Here is a 22,176-nt window from a genome sequence, read left to right as displayed (position 1 = left end):
TTTTTTATACTCGCACTGACATTTTGGCAACTAATTCTTTTGCAATGTCCTGATATATTTCTCCGATGGGATGATTTTCGTCATAAACAGACGGAGCAAATTGATCCTTATCCCAATCAGGCTGCTTCAACGGGATTCTGCCGAGCAAAGGCACATTTAGTTCCTCAGCTAGTTTATCTCCTCCGCCTTTTCCAAAGACATACTCTCTTTCCCCTGTCTTTGCGCTTTCATAATAAGCCATATTCTCTATGACACCAACGACCTCATGATCGGTTTTAATCGCCATAGAGCCCGCTCTGGCCGCGACAAAAGCGGCTGTTGGATGCGGCGTCGATACGATGATTTCTTTGCAGCTCGGAAGCATTGTATGTACATCGAGAGCGACGTCCCCTGTTCCAGGCGGAAGATCAAGAACAATATAGTCTACTTCTCCCCACTCTACTTCGTGGAAAAAGTTATTCAGCATTTTGCCAAGCATTGGTCCTCTCCATACGACCGGAGCATTTTCTTCTACGAAAAAGCCCATTGACATCACCTTTACCCCGAAGCGTTCAACTGGAAGCAATTTTTCTCCTTCGATTGTTGGACGCACAGTGATGCCCATCATATCCGGCACACTGAAGCCATAAATATCCGCATCAATTAAACCGACCTTTTTCCCGAGACGAGCCAGAGAAATAGCAAGGTTTACTGACACAGTTGACTTACCTACGCCGCCTTTTCCGCTTGCTACAGCAAGAAAGACTGGCGGGTTATCCATATTTAACAATGTTTTTTTCTCAGCTGACGGCGCCCGGAATTTAGCAACCGTTTCTTCCGGCAGCTCTTCAAATCGAAGGCCGACCGTCTCAGCTCCTGCCCCTTTTAAGACGTTTACAATCTCTTGCTGAATCTGCATTTGTTCTGCAGTACCGGTTTTTGCAAGAGCGACTTTTACACTGACATGCCGTTTTTCAGGCTTTATTTTAATTTCTTTAACGGCATCCAATTCTCCCAGAGGTCTTTGAAGAAAAGGTTCGCGCATTTCACCGACTAGTTTTCTTACTTCATCTTCTCTTATCATCGAACCTCACCCTTTTGTGTATTCGTTTACAATCATTATTATATCATACATAAATGGCGGGTGTCTTATGCTTCAAACCATAAGAAAACCCTCCTTTACTCTGGAGGGTCTCCTTTTTCTGTGAAATATCGCAAAATGCCTTTATATATGGAAGATGCCACCTTGTCCTGGTATTTCGGTTTCCCGAGCAGCTTTGCTTCACTCGGATTGGATAAAAATCCGACTTCCACAAGCGCCCCCGGTTTGGTGACGTTTTGCATTAAGTAGATACCATGAATCCGCTTCGCTTTCCGGGTTGTATTTTCCAGATTTCTTCTCAATTCATCTTGAATGTATTTCGCGACTTTCTCATTTTCCGCATATTTTCCGTAATAAAAGCTTTGGGCTCCGCTCCATTTTTGCGACGGAATTGCATTGAGGTGAATGCTGATATAGAGTTCAGCCTCTGAATGGTTAATTAATTTAACTCGCTGTCTTAAGTCTTCCGCTTTTCGTCTGCTGTAGCCCTTCGTTCCTTCTGGAGCGAGATCAGTATCACTTTCCCTGGTCATGATGACAAGCGCTCCTTGTTCCTGAAGGTAATCCCTGACTCTAAAGGCCACTTCCAAGGTTACATCCTTCTCTAACATCTTTCCGCCGACTGCTCCGCCGTCAGGCCCGCCATGACCTGGATCTAGATATATAATTTTCCCGCTCAAGGGCAGACTCCACGGCTTCCAAGAATCGTTATTGCTGAACTGATACTTGAACAGAAATAATAATACGATGAAGCCTAGCAAAAAACTGAGCCATTTAAGCTTTTTCCTCATCCCTTCCCCTCCCGCTTGTCCGTTATTACATAACTATGGGACAGGGCCGGGAAATATGATTATCGCATGCGAAGCTTACACTGTTTTTCTCTTTGGACAAATCCCGCTGTCCACCAGTCTTTAATGAACTTGCGTGCTGCTTCATACACCGTATTTTTATCAAATGTCGCGTATTGCTCGTGTATCCAATTATAGAGATAATCAAAAAACTCCATCCGAAGCTCTTCTTCTTCTCTTGCAGAGCGGGCACTGATGCTCTGCATGGATTCTCCGTAATAGCCGAATATCCCAAAACGTCCGCCTAACAAATAAGCTTCTATCGCAAAATCAATACAGCCTTCGCTAATAATATCTCTTTCATCATGTAAAAACGGGAATAATGGTTCCAAACAGTCCTTAACAGACTGAATAATTTGTCTCAGAGAGAGTTCTTTGAGCAAGTTCTTTTCTAATTCAAAATCCTTTTGGCGTTTCACATCCATAAAAGACAGTACTTCTGCCATATAAAATTCACTCTCCTTATACCGATATTTTGAGGTTCGGATGATGAAACAATGCCAGAATTCGGTTGGAAATTCGCCCAAATGAAGGTGTGAATCAATAAAAAGAAGAGGATTTAGCAGCTTTTCGCAGGATGTGGAACAAGTGTTCTGCGAAGAGATATTAAAAAAGCAGCCCCTCTAATAGGTCGCTGCTTTTCATAATTTCACGCTTCTTGTTGCAGAATATGTATGGATATATTGGTCCAAGACAAAGCCGCCTTTATCTTCATAAAAACCAGTGACGATAAAACCGGCATCAATTTGGCCCTTGATTTGGTCTTCTAGGGAATGCCCGAATTCCAGAGCCTCATTATTTTCAATCAGTTTTTTCACTTTATGTTTTGGAAGATCTTCTGAGTCGGCATATGGAATGGAGTGTTTTACTTTTAAAACACCTTGCTGTTCTAAATCTACATCAAACAGAAATACGACAGGATTTACAAAACCTGAAATTAGAGCGCCGTTTCTCTTCAGCACACGGTGCGCTTCCTTCCAGACCGGGAGGACATTCTCAACAAAAACATTGGCAACAGGATGTACAATGACATCAAATGATTCATCTTTAAATTGACTAAGATCGTCCATGCTTCCTTTGACAGTATGTATCGTGAGACCATCACGCTCAGCAACCATTTTATCCTGATCCAGCTGTTTTTCCGAGTTATCTAACACAGTGACATCCGCTCCTGCGGCTGCCAAAACAGGGCCTTGCTGACCGCCTCCTGAAGCTAAACAGAGCACCTTCAGGCCTTTGACAGGGGGAAACCAATCCTTTGGAACATCTTTCATTGGTGTTACCCTTATATCCCAATTGCCTTTTTTCGCTTGTTCGATGACTTGCTGCTCAACAGCAACAGTCCATTCATTGCCTGTTTCTACTTTTTGATCCCAGGCTTTGCTATTATGTTTTAACGCATTCATGAATCGATCTCCTTATTTTATTGTATAGAGTATAACAAATATTTCTAGATTGATACCGCTTTCCCTTTGCATATTTAGAAAAAAGTTCATAAAAAAACAAAAAAATCACAAAGGAGCTATGTGATTTACGTCATCAGATTTACACTTATTTCGTCAAATGGTGTCACGAGCAAAGAGCTAGTGTTCCTCCGAACTATAATACAGTTGAAGAATCAGCAGAGAGATGTAACAGATGGGAGAGCAGTGGTTAGAATGAGCTGGACTGACGACATAACTATAAAAAAATTGACCAGATTCCAGAAACGAACTAGCTGGTAATGAAATGAAAGCTATCATGATTATTACAGCGGGATCGTTTATAAGCAAGCATTTTGCTTAGCTCTTTCAGCGTTCATTGGTTATTATCTGTATGCGGAGATGGCAAGATATTGTATATGGGACGTTTTATTAAAACAAAAAAGCTCCCGACAAAAGGTCGAGAGCTTGAAAACGTAAAATTAACGTTTTGAGAACTGAGGTGCACGACGAGCGCCTTTAAGACCGTATTTTTTACGTTCTTTCATACGAGCGTCACGAGTCAGAAGACCTGCACGTTTAAGAGTTGTACGGTATTCTGGATCTGCTTCAAGCAAAGCACGAGCGATACCGTGACGGATTGCTCCAGATTGACCAGATAAGCCGCCTCCATGTACGTTTACTAAAACATCATAAGTTCCAGCTGTTTCAGTCAAAGTTAATGGTTGTTTGATATCTTCGATTAAAGCTGCAGATGGGATATGTTCGCTGATTTCACGATTATTAACGACGATACGACCTTCTCCTGGAACTAAACGCACACGCGCTACAGAGCTTTTACGACGGCCAGTACCGTAATATTGAACCTGTGCCAAATTGGTAACCTCCTTTTTAATTAACCGCGAAGTTCGTAAACTTCAGGTTTTTGTGCTTCGTGTGGATGCTCAGAACCACGGTATACGTTCAATTTTTTGAACATTTGACGACCTAGAGAACCTTTTGGAAGCATGCCTTTGATAGCAAGCTCAAGCATTTTCTCAGGGTAGTTTGTACGCATTTCAAGAGCAGTTCTTGATTTTAATCCGCCTGGATGTTGAGTGTGACGGTAGTAGATTTTGTCAGTTAACTTTTTACCAGTTAACTCGATTTTTTCAGCGTTGATGATGATCACATGATCTCCTGTATCAACGTGTGGTGTATAAGTTGGTTTGTGTTTTCCGCGAAGGATAGATGCAACTTCTGTAGAAAGACGACCTAAAGTCTTGCCAGCAGCATCAACAACTAACCACTTGCGTTCAATAGTACTTGCGTTAGCCATAGGTGTTGTACGCATTGAATTTCCCTCCTAAATGATCTGTCATTTTCAATAAACTTCGATTACGTTCTATTTCACAACACAATAAGTTCCGGGGCTTATCGTGGGGTTGAAATACATACCATATGATATCTTATAACTTTATGCAGACTCTGTCAAGAAAATATTATACACCTGGTTTAGTTGTCATAGTAAACGTTCCATAAATATAGTCCATGCCCCGGTGCTGTGCGGCCTGCCGCTTCGCGATCCTTCGCTTCCAGCATGGATTTCACATCATCGGGAAAAATTTTTCCAATACCTGCATCAAGCAAAGTACCTGCAATAATTCTGACCATATTGTATAAGAAACCGCTGCCTATGATCCGCATTTGCAGGCCGTCATCCGTCTCAGTCCAATCAAGTTCGTAAATCGTTCTTACCTTGTCCTGCACTTCTGTTTTAGCCGCGCAAAAACTTGTAAAATCATGTGTTCCTATAAGATGCTTTGCCGCTTCTCTCATGTTCTGCACATTAAGGTGATATGAAAAATGGTAAGCGTAATGCCGTTTAAATACGTCCGGGTGTTTCTCCGTGTATACAAAGTAGCGATATTCTTTTTTGACTGCGCTAAATCGTGCATGGAACCCATCATCCGCAATTTCTGCCTGTTTGACTGCGATATCGTCCGGAAGCAGTGCATTTAAGGCATACGGCCATCTCTCCGCCGGGATAGACAGCGGACTATCAAAATGTATGACTTGTCCGGCTGCGTGAACCCCGCTGTCTGTTCTTCCTGACGATACGACCGGAATTCTGTCTTTCGACTTATGCAGGACAGCCAAAGCCTTCTCAAGTTCATCCTGAACCGTCCTTTTGCCCGGTTGCACCTGATATCCATTAAACAAATGTCCGTCATAAGAAATCGTGCATTTCAGTCTCATACAGCACCTCTAAGTCCTTAAGAAAAATAACAAAGCAGCCAAAATCATCAAGCTGACAATGACAGAAGAGTCTTTTCCTGTCCATACCAGCTTTCTGTATTTCGTACGTCCCTCTCCGCCTTGATAGCCCCTTGCTTCCATTGCCACAGCAAGCTCTTCGGCGCGTTTGAACGCACTGACGAAGAGCGGGACAAGAAGCGGAACAATAGCCTTCACTCGGTCTTTGACAGGTCCGCTTGTAAAATCAACGCCACGCGCCATCTGAGCCTTCATGATCTTATCTGTCTCCTCCATCAAGGTCGGAATAAACCTCAAAGAAATAGACATCATAAGAGCCAGCTCGTGAACAGGAAGCTTTAATTTTTTCAATGGATTCAGCAGCTGTTCCATTCCATCGGTAATCTCAATCGGTGTCGTCGTCAGCGTTAATAAGGTTGTGATTAAAATCAGATAGACGAATCTAAGAGAAATGAATATCCCTTGAACCAAACCGCCCTCGTAGATTTTGAAAACGCCTAATTGAAAGATAACCGGCCCTTCATGTGTCATTAAAATGTGAAGCAGGAACGTAAATAGGACAATCCAGATGATAGGCTTTAACCCTTTCATTAAAAAAGAGAAAGGAACTCTTGTTAAAGAGACGACGCCTACAGTAAATAATCCAAGCAGCGCATATGTCTGCACATTATTGGCTAGGAATACGATACAGACAAATAAAAAGATCGTGATAAGCTTTGTTCTGGGATCAAGCCGATGTACAAGTGAAGAGCCCGGTACGTATTTGCCGATAATCATGCTGTCCATCATAAGGTCTTCTCCCCCTGAAAAAGAGCACGGATTTGAGCTGCGGCATCTTCAATTGTAAGCATAGGCCCTTTAAATCTGACACCTAGTGCAGCTTCCAGCTGTCTTTGGAATTTTATTGTTTCCGGAAGATCCAGCCCCCAGCCAGCCATCTCTTCACCTTGTGAAAATAGATCACGCGGACTGCCTGATGCTTGTATCGTTCCTTTATGCATGACAATCATTTCATCAGCGTATGCAGCTGCATCCTCCATGCTGTGTGTCACTAGGATTGTCGTCAGGTTTCCCCGTTGATGAAGCTCATAAAACATGTCCATAATCTCTTTTCGCCCTCTTGGGTCCAATCCTGCAGTCGGTTCATCAAGAACAAGTACCTCAGGATCCATTGCAAGTACGCCGGCGATTGCAACTCTGCGCATTTGCCCCCCGCTTAATTCAAAAGGCGATCTGTCCAAAAGCTCTTCTGATAAACCTACAAGCTGCAGCATCTCTCTCGCTTTTTGTTCAGCATCTTCTTTTTTCACACCAAAGTTCATCGGTCCGAATGAAATATCTTTAAGAACTGTTTCTTCGAATAATTGATGCTCAGGAAATTGGAAAACGATTCCGACTTTTTTTCGAAGGGCTTTTAGCTCTTTATTCTTTTTCCCTGCCTGAATAACAGTGCTGCCTAGTGATATCTGTCCCTTCGTCGGCTTCAGGAGACCATTCAGGTGCTGAAGAAGAGTGGACTTGCCAGAGCCTGTATGCCCGATAACGGCTACATAGCTGCCTTCTTTAATCGATGCATTGATATCATACAGTGCAAGGCGCTCAAACGGCGTCTTCATCTGATAACGATGTTCTACATCTTTGATTGTAATGTCCATAGCTCTTTCACCAGCCCTTCCTGAGTCAAATGATTTTCTTCCAAAGCCAGTCCATTTTTTCTTAAAAGCTGGCTAAGCTGGAATGAGAAGGGTAAATCAAGCCCAATTTGAACAAGTTCTTTATTCAATTTGAAAATCTCTTCAGGCGGCCCTTCGGCATATTTTTTACCGCCATTCATGACAATGATCCTGTCTGCTTTTGCTGCCTCATTCAGATCATGTGTGATGGAAATAACAGTCGCCATGCCCTGATCCTTTAAATGTCTTACCGTTTCAAGCACTTCTTCTCGCCCGATCGGATCAAGCATGGATGTTGCTTCATCTAAGATAATAATATCAGGACGTGCGGCGATAACCCCCGCAATCGCAACTCTCTGCTTTTGGCCTCCGGAGAGATGGTGCGGCTCTTGATCGAGAAAATCTTGCATATTTACCTGTTTTACTGCCCAGTCTACTCTCTCAATCATTTCTTCCCGCGGTACACCATTGTTTTCTAAACCAAAAGCCACATCATCGCGAACAGTCGTTCCGACAAATTGGTTATCCGGATTTTGAAAGACCATACCTATCTTCTTACGCACTTCCCAAACCGATTCCTCTGTCAATTGAATCCCGGCAACCATTATGTCACCTGATTCAGGAAGGATTAAACCATTCAATGCCCGAGCCAGTGTTGATTTCCCTGAACCGTTATGACCTACAATTGCAAGCCATTCACCCTCATACACCTGCAGGGAGACGCCGTCTAGTGCTCGTCCTTCTGCGTCTTTCCGATATCGAAAAACGATATCCTCTACCGATATCAACTGATTTTGATTCATGGAAAACCGGCCTCCTCTCAGCTAATGCTCTGCTTTTCTCTATATAAAAAAGTTGCAGTATCTAAAAAAAGGGCATAGATCCAGTTAGAAACTGTCCCGCCCTTCTTTAGATACACAAAAATATGTGATTAAACCAATTCGATAATTGCCATTGGTGCTCCGTCACCACGGCGAGGACCAAGCTTCATAATACGTGTGTATCCACCTTGGCGCTCCTCGTAACGAGTTGCAATGTCAGAGAATAATTTTTGAAGTGCATCTTGGTTATTTTCTTCGTTTGCAACCTCGTTGCGGATGTATGCAGCAGCTTGACGGCGAGCGTGAAGATCACCGCGTTTGCCAAGCGTGATCATTTTTTCAACTACAGAGCGAAGTTCTTTCGCACGTGTTTCAGTTGTTTCGATTCTTTCGTTGATGATCAAATCAGTTGTAAGATCACGAAGCATAGCTTTACGCTGTGCACTCGTACGTCCTAGTTTTCTGTATGACATGTGATGTCCCCTCCTTTATTGGAATGCTGTTTCTGAATAATAAACACACGAAAATCCTAGTTCACAAGGGAAACTAGTCAATCGTCTTTGCGAAGTCCGAGTCCAAGTTCTTCTAGTTTCGCTTTCACTTCTTCAAGTGATTTGCGTCCTAGATTACGAACTTTCATCATATCTTCTTCCGTCTTGTTCGCAAGCTCTTGAACCGTGTTAATACCCGCACGCTTTAAGCAGTTGTAAGAGCGAACAGAAAGATCCAATTCTTCAATTGTCATTTCAAGAACTTTCTCTTTTTGATCTTCTTCTTTTTCAACCATGATTTCAGCATGCTGAGCTTCGTCAGTTAAACCAACGAATATATTAAGGTGTTCAGTTAAAATCTTTGAACCAAGCGCAATGGCTTCTTTCGGTCCAGTGCTTCCATCAGTCCAAACATCAAGTGTAAGTTTGTCATAGTTTGCAACTTGGCCTACACGAGTGTTCTCTACCTGATAAGATACACGAGAAACTGGCGTATAGATAGAATCGATCGGAATCACGCCGATTGGCTGATCGTCTCTCTTGTTTGCGTCAGCAGGCGTATACCCACGTCCTCTTTGAGCAGTAAGGCGAACTCGGAAACTCGCATTCTCACCAAGAGTCGCGATATGAAGATCAGGATTTAAGATCTCTACATCACTATCGTGTGTAATATCAGCTGCCGTTACAGTTCCTTCACCCTGTACATCAATTTCTAACGTCTTCTCTTCATCAGAGTAGATTTTCAATGCAAGCTTTTTAATGTGTAAGATAATCGTTGTAACATCTTCCACAACGCCTTCAATTGTCGAGAATTCGTGCAGTACACCATCTATCTGGATTGATGTTACAGCGGCACCAGGGAGTGAGGATAAGAGGATACGACGTAAGGAGTTACCCAGAGTTGTACCATATCCACGCTCAAGTGGCTCTACGACAAACTTACCAAATTTGGCATCGTCGCTGATTTCAACCGTTTCGATTTTTGGTTTTTCAATCTCGATCATTACTTAAAACCCTCCTTCAAAACGTCGAAACCTCGAATAGAATCATATGAGATTCCATCCGAAATTCCCCATTGTTTAGTCCCGTATGTGCTCAGGCAACGAGTCGGTGCATTCGTTTCATAAATAACTGTATCATAACCCATTATTGACAGGGACACAAAATCTATACAAACAAATTACACGCGGCGACGTTTTGGTGGACGGCATCCGTTATGAGGAACAGGAGTTACGTCTCTGATAGCAGTGACTTCTAGTCCAGCAGCTTGAAGTGCACGGATTGCAGCTTCACGGCCTGAACCAGGTCCTTTAACAGTAACCTCTAGAGTTTTAAGACCATGTTCGATTGAACCTTTAGCAGCTGTTTCAGCAGCCATTTGTGCAGCAAAAGGAGTAGATTTACGAGAACCTCTGAATCCTAAAGCTCCGGCACTAGACCAAGAAATAGCATTACCATGAGTGTCAGTGATCGTAACGATCGTGTTATTGAAAGTTGAACGAATATGAGCAATTCCAGACTCAATATTCTTTTTCACGCGACGTTTACGCGTGTTAGATTTACGAGCAGCAGCCATTGTTTAAGAACCTCCCTTACTTATTTTTTCTTGTTAGCTACAGTACGACGCGGACCTTTACGAGTACGCGCATTGTTTTTAGAGTTTTGTCCGCGAACAGGTAATCCTCTGCGATGACGGATTCCGCGGTAGCTTCCGATTTCGATCAGACGTTTGATATTAAGAGAAACTTCACGGCGAAGGTCACCTTCTACTTTCAGTTTATCAATAATATCACGGATTTTACCAAGTTCTTCTTCAGTAAGATCGCGCACACGAGTATCTTCTGAAACTCCAGCTTCTTTTAATACTTGCTGAGCCGTTGTGCGGCCAATTCCGAAGATGTATGTTAAAGAAATAACAACACGTTTGTCACGTGGGATATCTACACCAGCAATACGAGCCATTCTCTGGGCACCTCCTTATAAATTATCCTTGTTTTTGTTTATGCTTTGGATTTTCACAGATCACCATTACTTTTCCTTTTCTGCGAATAACTTTACATTTTTCGCAGATTGGTTTAACTGATGGTCTCACTTTCATGTGTTTCCAACCTCCTTCAGTTTCCGGAGTGCTTTATTTGTAACGGTACGTAATCCTGCCACGAGTTAAGTCATATGGAGATAATTCTACCGTAACTTTGTCTCCAGGTAAAATGCGAATGAAGTGCATGCGGATTTTACCAGATACATGAGCCAAAACAGTGTGGCCATTTTCAAGTTCAACTTTGAACATCGCGTTTGGCAGTGTTTCGACTATAGTACCTTCCACTTCAATTACATCGTCTTTCGCCATTCAAGTGTTCTCCCTTCTTCAAATCAGTAACTTGCTTTCTGACAAATTTCAAAAGAAGTTTGTCACACGCCCTGTTTCGTTTATACTGTTCTGAACTTCCGGAGATACGCAATCATAAAGGGTTAAATGATTGATATTCTTTTTCTTAGGAGAATGTAATATACGCATTTCTCCGTCTGCTGTTAGTACATTGATGATAGTTAACAATTCCAATGACAACGGCAAGATGAATTCGGTCCTGCCAATGTTCATCCAAACTTTCTGCCCTATCAAGCCGGAAAACATCTGTCCTCGGAATTATTTGCATCACCTAGACTCTCGTCAGTATATCAAAACCCGTTTCCGTAATCGCAATCGTATGTTCAAAATGAGCACACTTTTTCCCATCTACCGTTACAACCGTCCAGTTATCAGCCAATGTTTTCACGTAGCGGCTGCCAGCGTTCACCATAGGTTCAATAGCGAGAACCATGCCAGGTTTGAGCCGTGGTCCTTTGTTGGGCGGACCGTAATGAGGAATTTGCGGGTCCTCATGCAAGTCTTGACCAACACCATGTCCGACATACTCCCTAACAACTGAAAACTGCTCATTTTCGACATACGTTTGTATTGCGTGGGAAATATTCGACAAACGTTCACCTGGTTTTGCTTCCTGCAAGCCTTTATATAAAGACTCCTCTGTCACTTCCAGAAGTTTTTTGTCATCATCACTGATGTTTCCTACCGGATATGTCCATGCAGAGTCACCATGATAACCATTTAATTTAGCACCGATATCAATACTGATGATGTCACCGTCCTTCAGCACCCTGCTGCCAGGAATACCGTGAACGAGTTCTTCATTAACTGATACGCAAATGCTCCCGCGAAACCCATTATACCCCTTAAAAGATGGGATTGCACCCTGCTTCTTAATAAAACGTTCGGCAATTTGATCCAATTCTTTTGTCGAGATTCCTGGTTTAATGTGCTTTTTTAGCTCTTCATGAGCTAAAGCCACGATTCGCCCTGCTTCCCGCATGATACCAAGTTCACGTGGGGTTTTACAGATAATCATTTTTTTAATCCTCCAAGAAGATCCTTCACATCTGCATAAACGTCTTGAATGTCCTGTTGGCCATTCACGTTTGCAAGATAACCTTTCTCAGAATAGAAATCGAGTAAAGGCTGAGTTTGCTTCATGTTTACCTCAAGCCGTTTAGAGACGGTTTCCTCATTATCATCTGCCCGTTGATAGAGTTCGCCTCCGTCTTTATCACAAACACCCGGCGTTTTCGGCGGATTAAAGACTAAATGATAGGTTGTGCCGCAAACACTGCAAATTCTGCGTCCAGTCAGACGTTCCATTAGAGCGTCTTTGTCGACTTCAATGTTAATGACATAATCAATCGGCTTGCCGTATTCCTCAAGAATTTCTTCAAGAGCTTCGGCTTGAGCGACTGTTCGCGGAAATCCGTCCAGAAGAAAACCTCTTTCACAATCGTCTTTGCCAAGTCTTTCTTTAACAATTCCGATTGTGACTTCGTCAGGTACGAGCTCTCCCTTATCAATATAAGATTTTGCTTCGAGTCCGAGTGGTGTTTCTTCTTTCATAGCAGCACGGAACATATCTCCTGTTGAGATATGAGGAATCCCATAATCCTCAACAATTCGTTCGCCCTGTGTACCTTTACCGGCACCAGGAAGCCCCATTAAGACTAAGTTCATTCGGATTTCCCCCGTCCTCTCTTTATTAAGAGGGAATGGATAAATCCATTTCCTCTAGTTTTTCATAAATCCACGGTAGTTTCGTTTCACCAACTGGCTTTCTAGTTGTTTCATTGTCTCCAAGGCTACCCCGACAACAATTAACAAAGATGTTCCGCCAATTTGTGCACTTTGAGGCAATCCAGCGAATTGAATGAAAAAGATAGGAAGAATGGAAATCACGGCTAAGAATATAGAACCCACAAACGTAAGTCGATACAAAATGCTCGTAATTCTATCTTGAGTCATTTTCCCTGGACGAACCCCCGGGATATAGCCACCCTGTTTTTTAAGGTTATCAGCCATTTGTTCAGGATTAACCTGTACAAAAGCATAAAAGTACGTAAAGGCAATAATCAACGCAACATATATCGCCATACCCACCGGATGTGTATTATCAAAGTAGTTTTGAATCCACTTTGTCACATCGTTTGTACCAAAGAATGAAGCGATCGTCCGCGGCGTTATCAAAAACGCAACCGCAAAGATTACCGGAATAACCCCTGCAGGATTCACTTTCAATGGAAGGTGTGTAGACTGACCTCCGCCAGCAGGTGAACGACCTGTGCCTTTAGCATATTGAATCGCAATTTTCCGTACGGCTTGCTGAATGAAAATAACTCCAACAATAACTGCTAAAATCGCAATCACAAGAAGTGCGACTTTCACAATATGAATAAACAACTGATCGTTGCTGCCAACAAATTGAGTCTCATATATTTGCCCAATCGTTTTTGGAATACTAGCCACAATCCCCGCGAAGATAATGATCGATATTCCGTTGCCTACTCCATGAGTCGTAATCTGTTCTCCAAGCCACATTAAAAAGGCAGTTCCGCCAGTAAGCACTAAAGCAATGATAAGATATGTCGATACACCGGATTTTTCAATCAGCATACCGTTTGCCAGATTGTTGAATCCATACGACATACCTAACGCTTGGATGAAACCAAGCACAATCGTAAAGTACCTTGTGAACTGAGCTAATTTACGGCGGCCAACTTCACCTTGCTTAGACCACTCGGTAAACTTCGGCACAACATCCATCTGAAGCAGCTGAATGATGATCGAAGCCGTGATATAAGGAGTAATTCCCATTGCGAAAATGGAGAATTGGTAAAGCGCACCGCCGCCAAATGTATTAAGGAGATCAAAAACACCCATTTGAGACTGTGCCTGTAACGCTTCAGCGTTAACATAAGGCACAGGAATAAACGCACCTATGCGAAAGACGATAAGCATGAGTAAAGTGAATATGATTTTATTCCTGATATCACTCACACGCATAAAGTTGGAGATTGTTTTAAACAAGTTAGATCACCTCAGCTGTACCGCCAGCAGCTTCAACAGCTTCTTTCGCAGAAGCAGAGAATTTATTGGCTTTTACAGTTAATTTTTTCTCTAATTTACCGTTGCCAAGAATCTTTACTCCTGCATTAAGTTTGCTAATAACACCAGTCTCAAGAAGAAGTTCAGGAGTGACTTCCGTTCCTTCTGCAAAACCGTTCAATTTGTCTAGGTTGACTACAGTGTATTCCTTGCGGTTGATGTTAGTGAAGCCGCGTTTAGGAAGACGTTGGAATAAAGGCATTTGTCCCCCCTCGAATCCAGGGCGTACACCGCCGCCAGAACGAGCGTTTTGACCTTTGTGACCTTTACCAGCTGTTTTACCGTTACCAGAACCAATACCACGACCTACGCGATTACGCGTTTTGCGTGAACCTTCTGAAGGTTTTAATTCATGAAGTTTCATTAGGACACCTCCTTATCCGATCAATTATTTTTATTGTTCTTTAACAGATACTAAATGAGATACTTTATTAATCATGCCACGGATCGCAGCGTTGTCTTCATGAACAACAGTTTGGTTTGTTTTCTTTAAACCAAGAGTTCTCACAGTAACACGTTGGTCTTCCGGGCGACCGATTACACTTCGTTTGAGGGTAATTTCTAATTTAGCCATTAATGTTCCCTCCTTATCCTAACAGTTCTTCTACAGATTTTCCACGAAGCTTCGCAACGTCTTCAGCACGTTTAAGTTCACTTAAACCTTGAAGTGTTGCACGAATCATGTTGATCGGTGTGTTAGAACCTAAAGACTTAGAAAGGATATCAGCTACACCAGCTAGCTCAAGTACCGCACGTACAGGGCCTCCAGCGATAACTCCAGTACCTTCAGAAGCAGGTTTTAACAAGATGTTACCTGCACCGAAACGTCCGATGATTTCGTGTGGAATTGTAGTTCCAACCATTGGTACTTCAATCAAATTCTTTTTCGCATCTTCAACAGCTTTGCGGATCGCTTCTGGTACTTCTTGTGCTTTACCAGTACCGAATCCTACGTGTCCGTTTTTGTCACCGACAACGACTAGAGCTGCGAAGCGGAAACGACGACCACCTTTAACAACTTTCGCTACGCGGTTAACCGTAACTAAGCGTTCTTCTAACTCTAATTTGCTTGGGTCAATACGACGCATAATCATGTGTCCCTCCTTCTTTTATTAAAATTTAAGTCCAGCTTCACGAGCGGCATCAGCCAAAGCTTTTACACGTCCATGGTATAAGTATCCGCCACGGTCAAATACTACGTCAGAAACGCCTTTTTCAGCAGCGCGTTTTGCAACTAATTCTCCAACTTTAGTAGCAGCAGAAGCATCTCCTGTGCTTTCAACGTTCAAGTCTTTATCGAGAGTAGATGCGCTAGCAAGTGTAACACCATTTACATCATCGATGATTTGAGCGTAAATGTGCTTGTTAGAACGGAAAACGTTCAGACGCGGTCTTTCAGCAGTACCGGAAAGTTTAGCGCGAACACGAGCGTGTCTTTTAAGACGAGCAGCATTTTTGCTAGTTTTCGTAATCATCTAGGTCACTCCTTTCTTCACTTTAAGCGATCTTACTTAGCAGATTTACCTTCTTTGCGGCGAACAACTTCACCTTCGTAGCGGATTCCTTTACCTTTGTAAGGCTCTGGAGAACGTACAGCGCGGATGTTAGCAGCAATAGCTCCTACGCGTTCTTTGTCTGTACCTTTTACTACTACTTTAGTTTGAGAAGGAACTTCGATTTCGATGCCTTCTTCAGGAACGATCTCAACAGGATGAGAGTATCCAACGTTTAAAACAAGCTTATTTCCGGATTTAGACGCACGGTAACCGACACCGACTAATTCCAAACCTCTTTCAAATCCTTTAGATACACCTTCAACCATGTTGCCAAGCAGACTGCGAGTCGTACCATGCAGGGCACGGTGCTCTTTTTGATCAGAAGGACGAGCGACTGTAAGCACATTGTCCTCTACTTTAATCTCCATATCAGGGTGAAACGTACGAGTTAATTCTCCTTTTGGTCCTTTCACAGCTACAGTGTTGTTATCGTTTAACGTTACTGTAACATCAGAAGGAATCTCAAGTAGCTTCTTACCTACACGAGACATACCAAACACCTCCATTCATGTTAAACTTCTTACCAAACGTATGCTAGAACTTCTCCACCAGCTTGTTTTGCACGGGCTTCTTTGTCCGTTAAAACACCTTGTGATGTAGAAATAATCGCGATTCCAAGACCGTTAAGTACGCGAGGTACTTCGTTAGATTTAGCATAAACACGCAAACCAGGCTTGCTGATTCTTTTAAGACCAGTGATAACGCGCTCGTTGTTTTGTCCGTATTTCAAGAAAACGCGGATGATACCTTGTTTGCTGTCTTCTACGAACTCAACGTCACGAATGAAACCTTCACGCTTTAAAATTTCAGCAATTTCTCTTTTCAATTTAGAAGCAGGAATTTCAAGCTTCTCATGACGTACCATGTTTGCATTGCGAATACGAGTTAGCATATCTGCAATTGGATCTGTCATAACCATTATATAATTACCTCCTTCCCTTTTTTGGGGATTACCAGCTGGCTTTTTTCACGCCAGGAATTTGTCCTTTATATGCAAGCTCACGGAAACAAATACGGCAAAGTTTAAATTTACGAATGACTGAATGCGGACGTCCGCAGCGTTCACAGCGTGTGTACTCTTGTACTTTAAACTTTGGTGTACGTTGTTGTTTCGCAATCATAGACTTTTTAGCCACGATTTCGCCTCCCTTTCATTGATTATTTCTGGAACGGCATACCTACTTGAGTTAATAGCTCACGAGCTTCTTCGTCAGTATTAGCTGTTGTTACGATAACGATGTCCATTCCGCGAACCTTTGTTACTTTATCGTAGTCAATTTCAGGGAAGATTAACTGTTCTTTGATACCAAGTGTGTAGTTACCGCGACCGTCGAAAGATTTTTTAGAAACCCCGCGGAAGTCACGTACACGTGGTAAAGATACAGAAATAAGTTTATCAAGGAAATCATACATGCGCTCTCCGCGAAGAGTTACTTTCGCACCGATAGGCATTCCTTCACGAAGACGGAATCCAGCAATTGATTTCTTCGCACGAGTAACGACAGGTTTTTGACCTGCGATAAACGTTAATTCTTCAACAGCACTGTCGATTGCTTTCGCGTTTTGAACAGCGTCACCAACACCCATGTTGATTACGATTTTTTCGATTTTAGGCACTTGCATGACTGAATCATAGTTGAACTTAGTCATTAAAGCAGGTGCAATTTCTTTATTGTACTTTTCTTTAAGGCGGTTCATGAGATAGACCTCCCTTCCTTTTAATACTATTTATCTAGAACTTGCCCAGATTTTTTTGCAACACGAACTTTTTTGCCATCTTCCACTTTGTATCCTACGCGAGTCACTTCACCTGTTTTAGGATCGAGCGGCATAACGTTTGATACATGAATTGGCGCCTCTTGATTAGAAATACCGCCTTGAGGGTTAGCTTGAGTTGGTTTAGAGTGTTTCTTTACCATGTTAACACCTTCAACTAAAACGCGGTCCTTTTTAGGGAAAGCAGCAAGGATTGTACCTTGTTTGCCTTTATCTTTACCAGAGATAACCATAACTTTATCGCCTTTTTTTACATGCATCCTGATCGCACCTCCTTGAGTAAGGCATTTATTTCATTAGATAACTTCTGGAGCTAGAGAAACAATTTTCATAAAGTTGTTTTCACGCAATTCACGAGCAACTGGTCCGAAGATACGAGTTCCGCGTGGGCTCTTGTCGTCACGGATGATAACACATGCATTCTCATCGAAGCTGATGTATGAACCGTCACTTCTGCGCGCTCCGCTTTTAGTGCGAACGATAACAGCTTTTACGACTTCACCTTTTTTGACAACGCCTCCTGGTGTTGCTTGTTTAACCGTGCAAACAATTACATCACCAATGTTAGCTGTTTTACGTCCAGAGCCACCAAGAACTTTAATAGTAAGTACTTCACGTGCGCCAGAGTTGTCAGCTACTTTTAAACGAGTCTCTTGTTGAATCATTATTTGTTACCTCCCTTCGGAAAAAGAATTCCGAACTTTATTAGATAATAACAGCTTCTTCGACAACTTCAACTAGACGGAAACGCTTAGTTGCAGACAATGGACGAGTTTCCATGATCTTTACGATGTCACCGATTTTAGCTTGATTATTTTCATCATGTGCTTTGAATTTTTTTGAGTATTTTACGCGTTTACCGTAAAGTGTATGTTTTTTGTATGTTTCAACAACAACAGTGATGGTTTTATCCATTTTGTCAGAAACAACACGGCCTTGGTAAACTTTGCGTTGGTTACGTTCGCTCATGCTCACGACCTCCCCTCAGTGATTATTTATTAGCAGCAATTTCTCTTTCACGAATCACAGTTTTCATGCGCGCGATAGCTTTGCGCACTTCACGAATGCGAGCAGTATTTTCAAGTTGTCCTGTCGCTAATTGAAAGCGAAGATTGAAAAGTTCTTCTTTAAGAGACTTTACTTTTTGTTCAATTTCAGCAGTGGTAAGGTCACGAATTTCATTAGCTTTCATTTGATTCACCACCAATTTCTTCACGTTTTACGAACTTCGTTTTAATTGGCAATTTGTGAGATGCAAGACGAAGCGCTTCACGAGCAACCTCTTCAGACACACCAGAAATTTCAAATAAAACTTTGCCCGGTTTTACAACAGCTACCCAACCTTCTGGAGCCCCTTTACCGGATCCCATACGTACCTCAAGTGGTTTAGCAGTGTAAGGTTTAGAAGGGAAAATTTTAATCCAAACTTTACCGCCACGTTTCATGTAACGAGTCATCGCAATACGTGCTGCTTCGATTTGACGGTTAGTGATCCATGAAGCTTCAAGAGCTTGTATACCGAATTCACCGAAATGTACTTCAGTACCGCCTTTCGCACGGCCACGCATTTTTCCGCGATGCTCTCTGCGATATTTAACGCGTTTTGGTAATAACATATTATTTTCCTCCTTCCTCAGTTTTCTTCTTAGTAGGAAGAACCTCTCCACGATAGATCCAGACTTTCACACCAAGCTTACCGTAAGTAGTATCAGCTTCAGATGTTGCATAGTCAATGTCCGCACGTAATGTGTGCAATGGAACAGTTCCTTCACTGTAGTATTCAGAACGAGCGATATCTGCACCGCCAAGACGACCAGAAACCATTGTTTTCACACCTTGTGCTCCAGCGCGCATAGTACGTTGGATTTGTTGTTTCTGTGCACGGCGGAAAGAAACACGGTTTTCTAATTGACGAGCGATGTTGTCAGCAACTAGCTGTGCATCAAGATCTGCTCTTTTGATTTCAAGAATGTTAATGTGTACACGCTTGCCAGTAAGGCTGTTAAGGGCTTTACGAAGTGCTTCAACTTCAGAACCGCCTTTACCGATAACCATACCAGGCTTAGCTGTGTGGATCGTAATGTTAACGCGGTTTGCTGCACGCTCGATTTCTACTTTAGAAACAGAAGCGTCAGAAAGGCGTTTGCTAATGTATTCACGAATTTTTAAATCTTCGTGCAGGAAGTCAGCGTAATCTTTACCAGCGTACCACTTAGATTCCCAATCACGAATGACTCCGATACGAAGACCGACTGGATTTACCTTTTGACCCACTACTTATCCCTCCTTCTTTTCTGATACAACGATTGTAATGTGGCTCGTACGTTTGTTGATTTGGCTCGCACGTCCCATAGCACGTGGGCGGAATCTTTTTAACGTAGGGCCTTCGTCAACGAATGCTTGAGAAATAACCAGGTTGTTAGCGTCCATTTCGTAGTTATGCTCAGCATTTGCAATAGCGGATTTTAATACTTTCTCGATAATTGGAGAAGCAGCTCTTGGTGTAAGGTTCAAGATTGATACTGCCTCACCTACTTGCTTGCCTCGAATCAGGTCCATTACTAGACGTGCTTTACGAGGAGCAATACGGACTGTTCTTGCAACAGCTTTAGCTTGCATTTAAAAGCCTCCTCTCTTAGCGTCTTGTTTTTTTGTCATCACTAGCATGACCTTTGTACGTACGAGTTGGAGCGAATTCACCCAACTTGTGCCCTACCATATCTTCAGAGATGAATACAGGCACGTGTTTACGTCCGTCATAGACTGCGATTGTGTGACCAATAAACTGTGGGAAAATAGTTGAACGACGAGACCAAGTTTTTACGACTTGTTTCTTGTCTGTTTCATTTAATTTCTCGATTTTTGTCATCAAGTGTCCATCGACAAATGGTCCTTTTTTCAAGCTGCGAGCCATTTTGGAACCTCCCTTCGTGATTGCACTACGGTCCGAAGTGAACCGTAGACAACCCCGTTATTTATTTTTACGACGACGTACGATAAATTTATCGGATTTGTTCTTTTTCTTACGAGTCTTGAATCCAAGAGTCGGTTTGCCCCATGGAGACATTGGTGATTTACGTCCGATTGGCGCACGTCCTTCACCACCACCGTGTGGGTGATCGTTAGGGTTCATTACAGAACCACGAACTGTAGGACGGATGCCTTTCCAGCGAGAACGTCCAGCTTTACCAATGTTGATAAGTTCGTGCTGTTCGTTACCTACTTGACCGATAGAAGCACGGCAAGCAGAAAGAATCATGCGAACTTCTCCAGAGTTAAGGCGTACAAGAACGTATTTACCTTCTTTACCAAGAACCTGAGCAGATGTACCAGCTGAACGTACAAGCTGTCCGCCTTTACCAGGTTTTAATTCAATGTTATGCACAACTGTACCAACAGGGATGTTGATAAGTGGAAGTGCATTACCTACTTTAATGTCAGCTTCAGGACCTGACATGATTTCAGTACCCACTTGAATTCCTTTAGGAGCAAGAATGTAACGTTTTTCTCCGTCTGCATAGTTGATTAGAGCGATGTTAGCTGAACGGTTTGGATCGTATTCAACTGTAGCAACGCGTCCAGGTATACCATCTTTATCGCGTTTGAAGTCGATAACACGGTATTGGCGTTTATGTCCGCCACCTTGGTGACGTACAGTCAATTTACCTTGGTTGTTACGTCCGCCTTTTTTGTGAAGGGGAGCAAGCAAGGATTTTTCCGGCTTGTCAGTCGTGATTTCAGCAAAATCTGAAGTTGTCATGCCACGACGTCCATTAGAGGTCGGTTTATACTTTTTAATCGCCATTTTGAATTTCCCTCCTTCTTTTTACAGATAATTAAGCTTCAAAAATTTCGATTTCTTTGCTGTCTGCAGTAAGTTTTACGATCGCTTTTCTGCGACGGCTAGTCATACCAGTATAGCGTCCGACACGTTTTGATTTACCTTTGTAGTTCATGATGTTGACTTTGTCAACTTTCACTCCAAAGATGCTTTCAACCGCGTCTTTCACTTCTGTTTTGTTAGCTCTTACATCAACTTCAAAAGTATATTTCTTTTCAGCCATTAAATCAGCAGAACGTTCAGTAATGACGGGGCGCTTTAGAACATCACGAGGATCTTTCATTATGCAAGCACCTCCTCTACTTTTTCAACCGCTGCTTTTGTAATCAGAAGCTTCTCGTGGTTGACAACGTCTAAAACGTTGATTCCGTTAGCTTCAACTACAGTAACTCCAGGAATGTTGCGAGCAGATAAAGCTACAGCTTCGTTAGCATCCGCAGTTACGATTAAAGCTTTTTTCTCAACAGATAATCCTTTAAGGATAGCTGCCATTTCTTTTGTTTTAGCCGTATCAAGAGTAAGATCTTCAAGAACGATGATGTTGTTGTCGTTTACTTTAGAAGACAATACTGATTTGATTGCCAAGCGGCGAACTTTTTTAGGTAATTTATAAGAATAGCTGCGTGGTGTTGGGCCGAATACGACACCACCTCCGCGCCATTGCGGTGAACGGATAGAACCTTGACGGGCACGTCCAGTACCTTTTTGACGCCATGGTTTACGACCTCCGCCGCGTACTTCAGAACGATTTTTTACTTTGTGAGATCCTTGACGTAAGGAAGCTCTTTGCATAAGAATAGCGTCGAATACAACACTCTCATTTGGTTCGATACCAAATACAGAAGCGTTTAATTCGATGTCACCAGCAGTAGAACCGTTTTGGTTGTATAATGCTACTTTTGGCATGATCAATTTCCTCCTTTCCTA

The 22,176-nt window shown here is 42.5% G+C and carries 38 protein-coding genes; all 38 read right to left on the bottom strand.

Features of this window, described 5'->3' with window-relative positions; genetic code table 11:
* Window positions 1-4: 4 nt before the first annotated feature.
* Entirely contained in the window at window positions 5-1,063 is a 1,059-nt protein-coding gene (gene salA, locus EFK13_RS00920; RefSeq protein WP_129506929.1) for an iron-sulfur carrier protein/transcriptional regulator SalA, read from the bottom strand.
* Window positions 1,064-1,158: 95 nt separating this feature from the next.
* Window positions 1,159-1,872 (bottom strand): N-acetylmuramoyl-L-alanine amidase CwlD, encoded by a 714-nt coding sequence (gene cwlD / locus EFK13_RS00915; RefSeq protein ID WP_075747691.1) that lies wholly within the window; start codon window positions 1,870-1,872, stop codon window positions 1,159-1,161.
* A 59-nt stretch (window positions 1,873-1,931) separates the two neighbouring features.
* Window positions 1,932-2,375: a YbaK family protein gene (locus EFK13_RS00910; RefSeq protein WP_014662543.1), complete on the bottom strand. Its 444-nt coding sequence runs from the start codon at window positions 2,373-2,375 to the stop codon at window positions 1,932-1,934.
* Between the two features lie 195 nt (window positions 2,376-2,570).
* Window positions 2,571-3,335 carry a class I SAM-dependent methyltransferase gene (locus EFK13_RS00905; RefSeq protein ID WP_129506930.1) on the bottom strand — a complete coding sequence of 255 codons (765 nt, stop codon included), beginning with the start codon at window positions 3,333-3,335 and terminating at the stop codon, window positions 2,571-2,573.
* Between the two features lie 497 nt (window positions 3,336-3,832).
* Window positions 3,833-4,225, bottom strand: a complete 393-nt coding sequence (gene rpsI / locus EFK13_RS00900; protein WP_064814495.1) for a 30S ribosomal protein S9 — start codon at window positions 4,223-4,225, stop codon at window positions 3,833-3,835.
* A 20-nt stretch (window positions 4,226-4,245) separates the two neighbouring features.
* Window positions 4,246-4,683 carry a 50S ribosomal protein L13 gene (gene rplM / locus EFK13_RS00895; RefSeq protein WP_003225844.1) on the bottom strand — a complete coding sequence of 146 codons (438 nt, stop codon included), beginning with the start codon at window positions 4,681-4,683 and terminating at the stop codon, window positions 4,246-4,248.
* Between the two features lie 161 nt (window positions 4,684-4,844).
* Window positions 4,845-5,588, bottom strand: a complete 744-nt coding sequence (gene truA, locus EFK13_RS00890) for a tRNA pseudouridine(38-40) synthase TruA (protein WP_129506931.1) — start codon at window positions 5,586-5,588, stop codon at window positions 4,845-4,847.
* Between the two features lie 9 nt (window positions 5,589-5,597).
* On the bottom strand, window positions 5,598-6,395 hold the full coding sequence (locus tag EFK13_RS00885; RefSeq protein ID WP_129506932.1) for an energy-coupling factor transporter transmembrane component T family protein: 798 nt from the start codon (window positions 6,393-6,395) through the stop codon (window positions 5,598-5,600).
* Entirely contained in the window at window positions 6,392-7,261 is an 870-nt protein-coding gene (locus tag EFK13_RS00880) for an energy-coupling factor ABC transporter ATP-binding protein (RefSeq protein ID WP_129506933.1), read from the bottom strand. Before EFK13_RS00880 ends, EFK13_RS00885 begins: the two co-directional genes overlap by 4 nt.
* A complete protein-coding gene (locus EFK13_RS00875; RefSeq protein WP_129506934.1) occupies window positions 7,237-8,082 on the bottom strand; it encodes an energy-coupling factor ABC transporter ATP-binding protein in 846 nt (281 codons plus the stop codon). The genes EFK13_RS00880 and EFK13_RS00875 overlap by 25 nt, the downstream gene beginning before the upstream one ends.
* A 128-nt stretch (window positions 8,083-8,210) precedes the next feature.
* Entirely contained in the window at window positions 8,211-8,573 is a 363-nt protein-coding gene (gene rplQ / locus EFK13_RS00870; RefSeq protein ID WP_003225836.1) for a 50S ribosomal protein L17, read from the bottom strand.
* A gap of 77 nt (window positions 8,574-8,650) precedes the next feature.
* Window positions 8,651-9,595, bottom strand: a complete 945-nt coding sequence (locus EFK13_RS00865) for a DNA-directed RNA polymerase subunit alpha (protein WP_003225835.1) — start codon at window positions 9,593-9,595, stop codon at window positions 8,651-8,653.
* Window positions 9,596-9,771: 176 nt separating this feature from the next.
* On the bottom strand, window positions 9,772-10,167 hold the full coding sequence (rpsK, locus tag EFK13_RS00860) for a 30S ribosomal protein S11 (RefSeq protein ID WP_009966385.1): 396 nt from the start codon (window positions 10,165-10,167) through the stop codon (window positions 9,772-9,774).
* Between the two features lie 20 nt (window positions 10,168-10,187).
* The gene (gene rpsM / locus EFK13_RS00855; protein WP_003235095.1) at window positions 10,188-10,553 is read right to left on the bottom strand and encodes a 30S ribosomal protein S13; all 366 of its coding nucleotides are present in this window, start codon (window positions 10,551-10,553) and stop codon (window positions 10,188-10,190) included.
* 22 nt (window positions 10,554-10,575) lie between these two features.
* The gene (gene rpmJ / locus EFK13_RS00850; RefSeq protein WP_003156543.1) at window positions 10,576-10,689 is read right to left on the bottom strand and encodes a 50S ribosomal protein L36; all 114 of its coding nucleotides are present in this window, start codon (window positions 10,687-10,689) and stop codon (window positions 10,576-10,578) included.
* Window positions 10,690-10,722: 33 nt separating this feature from the next.
* Window positions 10,723-10,941 carry a translation initiation factor IF-1 gene (infA, locus tag EFK13_RS00845; protein WP_003156508.1) on the bottom strand — a complete coding sequence of 73 codons (219 nt, stop codon included), beginning with the start codon at window positions 10,939-10,941 and terminating at the stop codon, window positions 10,723-10,725.
* A 310-nt stretch (window positions 10,942-11,251) separates the two neighbouring features.
* Window positions 11,252-11,998, bottom strand: coding sequence for a type I methionyl aminopeptidase (map, locus tag EFK13_RS00840; RefSeq protein ID WP_129506935.1), 747 nt, complete (start codon window positions 11,996-11,998; stop codon window positions 11,252-11,254).
* A complete protein-coding gene (locus tag EFK13_RS00835; RefSeq protein WP_040081028.1) occupies window positions 11,995-12,648 on the bottom strand; it encodes an adenylate kinase in 654 nt (217 codons plus the stop codon). The genes map and EFK13_RS00835 overlap by 4 nt, the downstream gene beginning before the upstream one ends.
* A 54-nt stretch (window positions 12,649-12,702) precedes the next feature.
* Window positions 12,703-13,998 carry a preprotein translocase subunit SecY gene (secY, locus tag EFK13_RS00830; protein WP_129506936.1) on the bottom strand — a complete coding sequence of 432 codons (1,296 nt, stop codon included), beginning with the start codon at window positions 13,996-13,998 and terminating at the stop codon, window positions 12,703-12,705.
* A gap of 1 nt (window position 13,999) precedes the next feature.
* On the bottom strand, window positions 14,000-14,440 hold the full coding sequence (gene rplO, locus EFK13_RS00825; protein ID WP_014662534.1) for a 50S ribosomal protein L15: 441 nt from the start codon (window positions 14,438-14,440) through the stop codon (window positions 14,000-14,002).
* 30 nt (window positions 14,441-14,470) lie between these two features.
* On the bottom strand, window positions 14,471-14,650 hold the full coding sequence (rpmD, locus tag EFK13_RS00820; protein ID WP_003156497.1) for a 50S ribosomal protein L30: 180 nt from the start codon (window positions 14,648-14,650) through the stop codon (window positions 14,471-14,473).
* Between the two features lie 13 nt (window positions 14,651-14,663).
* Window positions 14,664-15,164: a 30S ribosomal protein S5 gene (gene rpsE, locus EFK13_RS00815; protein ID WP_003328273.1), complete on the bottom strand. Its 501-nt coding sequence runs from the start codon at window positions 15,162-15,164 to the stop codon at window positions 14,664-14,666.
* Window positions 15,165-15,188: 24 nt separating this feature from the next.
* A complete protein-coding gene (gene rplR / locus EFK13_RS00810) occupies window positions 15,189-15,551 on the bottom strand; it encodes a 50S ribosomal protein L18 (protein WP_064814488.1) in 363 nt (120 codons plus the stop codon).
* Window positions 15,552-15,583: 32 nt separating this feature from the next.
* Entirely contained in the window at window positions 15,584-16,123 is a 540-nt protein-coding gene (rplF, locus tag EFK13_RS00805) for a 50S ribosomal protein L6 (protein ID WP_004399690.1), read from the bottom strand.
* Between the two features lie 29 nt (window positions 16,124-16,152).
* Window positions 16,153-16,551: a 30S ribosomal protein S8 gene (gene rpsH, locus EFK13_RS00800; protein ID WP_003241998.1), complete on the bottom strand. Its 399-nt coding sequence runs from the start codon at window positions 16,549-16,551 to the stop codon at window positions 16,153-16,155.
* Window positions 16,552-16,582: 31 nt separating this feature from the next.
* Window positions 16,583-16,768, bottom strand: a complete 186-nt coding sequence (gene rpsN, locus EFK13_RS00795) for a 30S ribosomal protein S14 (protein WP_003156488.1) — start codon at window positions 16,766-16,768, stop codon at window positions 16,583-16,585.
* A 22-nt stretch (window positions 16,769-16,790) separates the two neighbouring features.
* Window positions 16,791-17,330, bottom strand: coding sequence for a 50S ribosomal protein L5 (gene rplE / locus EFK13_RS00790; RefSeq protein ID WP_003225809.1), 540 nt, complete (start codon window positions 17,328-17,330; stop codon window positions 16,791-16,793).
* A 26-nt stretch (window positions 17,331-17,356) separates the two neighbouring features.
* Window positions 17,357-17,668 (bottom strand): 50S ribosomal protein L24, encoded by a 312-nt coding sequence (gene rplX, locus EFK13_RS00785; RefSeq protein ID WP_003156486.1) that lies wholly within the window; start codon window positions 17,666-17,668, stop codon window positions 17,357-17,359.
* A 36-nt stretch (window positions 17,669-17,704) separates the two neighbouring features.
* The gene (gene rplN, locus EFK13_RS00780) at window positions 17,705-18,073 is read right to left on the bottom strand and encodes a 50S ribosomal protein L14 (RefSeq protein ID WP_003225805.1); all 369 of its coding nucleotides are present in this window, start codon (window positions 18,071-18,073) and stop codon (window positions 17,705-17,707) included.
* 40 nt (window positions 18,074-18,113) lie between these two features.
* Complete coding sequence (rpsQ, locus tag EFK13_RS00775) at window positions 18,114-18,377, bottom strand: 30S ribosomal protein S17 (protein ID WP_003225804.1); 264 nt, start codon at window positions 18,375-18,377, stop codon at window positions 18,114-18,116.
* A gap of 22 nt (window positions 18,378-18,399) precedes the next feature.
* On the bottom strand, window positions 18,400-18,600 hold the full coding sequence (gene rpmC, locus EFK13_RS00770) for a 50S ribosomal protein L29 (RefSeq protein WP_003156482.1): 201 nt from the start codon (window positions 18,598-18,600) through the stop codon (window positions 18,400-18,402).
* Complete coding sequence (gene rplP / locus EFK13_RS00765; RefSeq protein WP_003225801.1) at window positions 18,590-19,024, bottom strand: 50S ribosomal protein L16; 435 nt, start codon at window positions 19,022-19,024, stop codon at window positions 18,590-18,592. The genes rpmC and rplP overlap by 11 nt, the downstream gene beginning before the upstream one ends.
* 1 nt (window position 19,025) lies before the next feature.
* Window positions 19,026-19,682, bottom strand: coding sequence for a 30S ribosomal protein S3 (rpsC, locus tag EFK13_RS00760; RefSeq protein ID WP_003242001.1), 657 nt, complete (start codon window positions 19,680-19,682; stop codon window positions 19,026-19,028).
* Between the two features lie 3 nt (window positions 19,683-19,685).
* A complete protein-coding gene (rplV, locus tag EFK13_RS00755; RefSeq protein WP_003156475.1) occupies window positions 19,686-20,027 on the bottom strand; it encodes a 50S ribosomal protein L22 in 342 nt (113 codons plus the stop codon).
* A 16-nt stretch (window positions 20,028-20,043) separates the two neighbouring features.
* On the bottom strand, window positions 20,044-20,322 hold the full coding sequence (gene rpsS, locus EFK13_RS00750) for a 30S ribosomal protein S19 (protein ID WP_003156472.1): 279 nt from the start codon (window positions 20,320-20,322) through the stop codon (window positions 20,044-20,046).
* Window positions 20,323-20,379: 57 nt separating this feature from the next.
* Window positions 20,380-21,213: a 50S ribosomal protein L2 gene (gene rplB, locus EFK13_RS00745; protein ID WP_003225795.1), complete on the bottom strand. Its 834-nt coding sequence runs from the start codon at window positions 21,211-21,213 to the stop codon at window positions 20,380-20,382.
* A 31-nt stretch (window positions 21,214-21,244) separates the two neighbouring features.
* Complete coding sequence (gene rplW / locus EFK13_RS00740; protein WP_003225793.1) at window positions 21,245-21,532, bottom strand: 50S ribosomal protein L23; 288 nt, start codon at window positions 21,530-21,532, stop codon at window positions 21,245-21,247.
* A complete protein-coding gene (gene rplD / locus EFK13_RS00735; RefSeq protein WP_003242004.1) occupies window positions 21,532-22,155 on the bottom strand; it encodes a 50S ribosomal protein L4 in 624 nt (207 codons plus the stop codon). Before rplD ends, rplW begins: the two co-directional genes overlap by 1 nt.
* Window positions 22,156-22,176 lie beyond the last annotated feature (21 nt).

Origin of the sequence: Bacillus cabrialesii, from assembly GCF_004124315.2 — a bacterium.
Classification (GTDB): Bacteria; Bacillota; Bacilli; order Bacillales; family Bacillaceae; genus Bacillus; species Bacillus cabrialesii.
Note: the sequence above shows the minus strand (reverse complement) of the source record. Positions and strands in the feature narration are given on the sequence as shown.

Coding starts and splice junctions, on each gene's coding strand:
- EFK13_RS00885 (WP_129506932.1), bottom strand. CDS start 6,395: ATGATGGACAGCATGATTATCGGCAAATACGTACCGGGCTCTTCACTT.
- rplQ (WP_003225836.1), bottom strand. CDS start 8,573: ATGTCATACAGAAAACTAGGACGTACGAGTGCACAGCGTAAAGCTATG.
- infA (WP_003156508.1), bottom strand. CDS start 10,941: ATGGCGAAAGACGATGTAATTGAAGTGGAAGGTACTATAGTCGAAACA.
- map (WP_129506935.1), bottom strand. CDS start 11,998: ATGATTATCTGTAAAACCCCACGTGAACTTGGTATCATGCGGGAAGCA.
- rpsH (WP_003241998.1), bottom strand. CDS start 16,551: ATGGTTATGACAGATCCAATTGCAGATATGCTAACTCGTATTCGCAAT.
- rplR (WP_064814488.1), bottom strand. CDS start 15,551: ATGATTACGAAAACTAGCAAAAATGCTGCTCGTCTTAAAAGACACGCT.
- cwlD (WP_075747691.1), bottom strand. CDS start 1,872: ATGAGGAAAAAGCTTAAATGGCTCAGTTTTTTGCTAGGCTTCATCGTA.
- rpsS (WP_003156472.1), bottom strand. CDS start 20,322: ATGGCTCGCAGCTTGAAAAAAGGACCATTTGTCGATGGACACTTGATG.
- rpmC (WP_003156482.1), bottom strand. CDS start 18,600: ATGAAAGCTAATGAAATTCGTGACCTTACCACTGCTGAAATTGAACAA.
- rplW (WP_003225793.1), bottom strand. CDS start 21,532: ATGAAAGATCCTCGTGATGTTCTAAAGCGCCCCGTCATTACTGAACGT.
- rplE (WP_003225809.1), bottom strand. CDS start 17,330: ATGAACCGCCTTAAAGAAAAGTACAATAAAGAAATTGCACCTGCTTTA.
- rpsK (WP_009966385.1), bottom strand. CDS start 10,167: ATGGCTGCTGCTCGTAAATCTAACACGCGTAAACGTCGCGTGAAAAAG.
- EFK13_RS00905 (WP_129506930.1), bottom strand. CDS start 3,335: ATGAATGCGTTAAAACATAATAGCAAAGCCTGGGATCAAAAAGTAGAA.
- rpmD (WP_003156497.1), bottom strand. CDS start 14,650: ATGGCTAAATTAGAAATTACCCTCAAACGAAGTGTAATCGGTCGCCCG.
- rpmJ (WP_003156543.1), bottom strand. CDS start 10,689: ATGAAAGTGAGACCATCAGTTAAACCAATCTGCGAAAAATGTAAAGTT.
- rpsM (WP_003235095.1), bottom strand. CDS start 10,553: ATGGCTCGTATTGCTGGTGTAGATATCCCACGTGACAAACGTGTTGTT.
- rplB (WP_003225795.1), bottom strand. CDS start 21,213: ATGGCGATTAAAAAGTATAAACCGACCTCTAATGGACGTCGTGGCATG.
- rplN (WP_003225805.1), bottom strand. CDS start 18,073: ATGATTCAACAAGAGACTCGTTTAAAAGTAGCTGACAACTCTGGCGCA.
- rplV (WP_003156475.1), bottom strand. CDS start 20,027: ATGCAAGCTAAAGCTGTTGCAAGAACAGTCCGTATTGCTCCTCGTAAA.
- rpsQ (WP_003225804.1), bottom strand. CDS start 18,377: ATGAGCGAACGTAACCAACGCAAAGTTTACCAAGGCCGTGTTGTTTCT.
- rpsE (WP_003328273.1), bottom strand. CDS start 15,164: ATGCGTCGTATTGACCCAAGCAAATTAGAGTTAGAAGAACGCTTAGTT.
- EFK13_RS00865 (WP_003225835.1), bottom strand. CDS start 9,595: ATGATCGAGATTGAAAAACCAAAAATCGAAACGGTTGAAATCAGCGAC.
- rplM (WP_003225844.1), bottom strand. CDS start 4,683: ATGCGTACAACACCTATGGCTAACGCAAGTACTATTGAACGCAAGTGG.
- rplO (WP_014662534.1), bottom strand. CDS start 14,440: ATGAAACTTCATGAATTAAAACCTTCAGAAGGTTCACGCAAAACGCGT.
- truA (WP_129506931.1), bottom strand. CDS start 5,588: ATGAGACTGAAATGCACGATTTCTTATGACGGACATTTGTTTAATGGA.
- rplP (WP_003225801.1), bottom strand. CDS start 19,024: ATGTTATTACCAAAACGCGTTAAATATCGCAGAGAGCATCGCGGAAAA.
- EFK13_RS00835 (WP_040081028.1), bottom strand. CDS start 12,648: ATGAACTTAGTCTTAATGGGGCTTCCTGGTGCCGGTAAAGGTACACAG.
- EFK13_RS00880 (WP_129506933.1), bottom strand. CDS start 7,261: ATGGACATTACAATCAAAGATGTAGAACATCGTTATCAGATGAAGACG.
- rplX (WP_003156486.1), bottom strand. CDS start 17,668: ATGCATGTAAAAAAAGGCGATAAAGTTATGGTTATCTCTGGTAAAGAT.
- EFK13_RS00875 (WP_129506934.1), bottom strand. CDS start 8,082: ATGAATCAAAATCAGTTGATATCGGTAGAGGATATCGTTTTTCGATAT.
- rplD (WP_003242004.1), bottom strand. CDS start 22,155: ATGCCAAAAGTAGCATTATACAACCAAAACGGTTCTACTGCTGGTGAC.
- rplF (WP_004399690.1), bottom strand. CDS start 16,123: ATGTCTCGTGTAGGTAAGAAGCTACTTGAGATTCCTTCTGATGTTACA.
- EFK13_RS00910 (WP_014662543.1), bottom strand. CDS start 2,375: ATGGCAGAAGTACTGTCTTTTATGGATGTGAAACGCCAAAAGGATTTT.
- salA (WP_129506929.1), bottom strand. CDS start 1,063: ATGATAAGAGAAGATGAAGTAAGAAAACTAGTCGGTGAAATGCGCGAA.